This is a genomic window from Ligilactobacillus acidipiscis DSM 15836 (assembly GCF_001435755.1).
Taxonomy (GTDB): domain Bacteria; phylum Bacillota; class Bacilli; order Lactobacillales; family Lactobacillaceae; genus Ligilactobacillus; species Ligilactobacillus acidipiscis.
Genome location: NZ_AZFI01000267.1, coordinates 1 through 1,633, shown reverse-complemented (window position 1 = coordinate 1,633; position 1,633 = coordinate 1). Strand labels below are relative to the sequence as shown.

The following is a 1,633-nucleotide window of genomic DNA, read 5'->3' as shown; positions in this document are numbered from 1 at the left end:
ACAAGTATTCTTTAACTTTCAACCTTTAGTTGCCTGAATTAACTCGAACACTCACGGTGCCACGTTTACTGAAAGAATAGTTAGACCGACGCCCATTTATATAAACATAAGTCTTAGAATAGGCAACTACAGGTAAATCTATGGTCGCAACCTGATTATTTTTTATAAAATAAGTTAAGTTATTAGGTGTTCCTATTGGCTGTACACTTTTTCTTTTATTATTAATTAATGCCATTTTTTGCCAAATTCTTCCCTCTTTTCCGACATACTCTGGCACCCCGTACCTATTTACGGCTTTTTTAGGGTAATAATCGCTTTCACCAAAAGTAACGCTGTATTGAAAAATATTATGAAAATTATTTTTATCCACTTTATACAAATTACTTGGCTGTAGGGGTTGAACATTTCCATTTTTATTAGGCCTGAGATACTGAGCAGAATTGATTCTTTCTTTGTTATTGATTGTTTGTATAACCCCTACATAATTTATACCGCATATAATAAGAAAACCAACATACATTAAAAATCTTGTACGTTTATCCTTTCCTTTTACGATTTGCTGTAATATAAATGAAGTAGTTGCTGCAATCATCAAAGAAGCATAACTATGCAAACGATATGGAAATTGTATGTTCCCCAAAAACGTTTCTTTTACACTTTCCCATGGGAAAAAACTAGTACTCATTAATAAAAGCAAAACACCAACAATATAGATGCTTAATTCAACTGTGTTTTTTTAACAAAATACCAACCGATCAAAACACCTAAAATCAAAAAAAGCCAATATTGTAGGCCATAAATGGATTACTGGTCAATGAAGAACTAATCAAATCATTAAAAGTGTTAACAAATGAGGCACTTCTAGCTGGAACTTTCAAATTCTTACCTAAATAATCTGTTAAAAATGGAACTAGAACATAAGCCATCAATAGTATGGCTACAAATACGCTTTTAGCAAGAGAAATTACACGTTCTTTAGATAAATTATTTTTTATTAAAATATTACAAATAAGAATTATAGCAAATATAAAAACGGTCAAATAAAGACTTAAAAAGTGACTATAAGCAATTAAGGCAACTCCCATTGCCAGATCATACCATTTTTTTGAATCTCCCCAAAATACATGATAAAAACCTACAAAAGCTAACGGTAAAAATGTGGTAGCAGTAAATTCTCCCAATACCAAAGTTGCATAACCTAGACGTATTCTGTACAATCCAAACGTATACAACAAAGCAAAAAAAGCACTACGACTCGTTTCTTTAGAAAAACTTTTCATCGAAAAATAGCTAATCATTAAACAAGCAAAAGTCATTATTCCATTCCAACAATAAAAAGAAGTAACTGGATTTAAAAAAAAGCGCAGAAAAGCCCATGGATATAAAAACAAGGTTGGATAAAATAAAAATAAAGAAACTACCATTTTTTAAATTATCATATATTTGTTCAACACGTGAAAAATGAAATCCAGCATCAGAAGCAATACCAGTTATAACCCCGCTCTTCATAAATATCATACTTGCAAATAATGACACTAACGCAAAAATCATAGTAATTAGTCCATTTTGTTTAAACTGCCTTGACATTCTCTTTCTCACCCTTCTACTTAGCATTAAACCTGAATTATTCATA

At 30.8% G+C, this 1,633-nt stretch carries 2 protein-coding genes and 1 pseudogene; all 3 read right to left on the bottom strand.

The annotated features are described in order from the left end of the window. Positions 1 to 25 precede the first annotated feature (25 nt). Positions 26 to 685, bottom strand: a complete 660-nt coding sequence (locus FC65_RS10580) for a hypothetical protein (protein ID WP_056972695.1) — start codon at positions 683 to 685, stop codon at positions 26 to 28. A gap of 85 nt (positions 686 to 770) precedes the next feature. Next, positions 771 to 1,280: a hypothetical protein gene (locus FC65_RS10575; protein ID WP_235803133.1), complete on the bottom strand. Its 510-nt coding sequence runs from the start codon at positions 1,278 to 1,280 to the stop codon at positions 771 to 773. Between the two features lie 10 nt (positions 1,281 to 1,290). Beyond that, a pseudogene (locus tag FC65_RS12630) lies at positions 1,291 to 1,633 on the bottom strand (hypothetical protein); the annotation flags it as partial.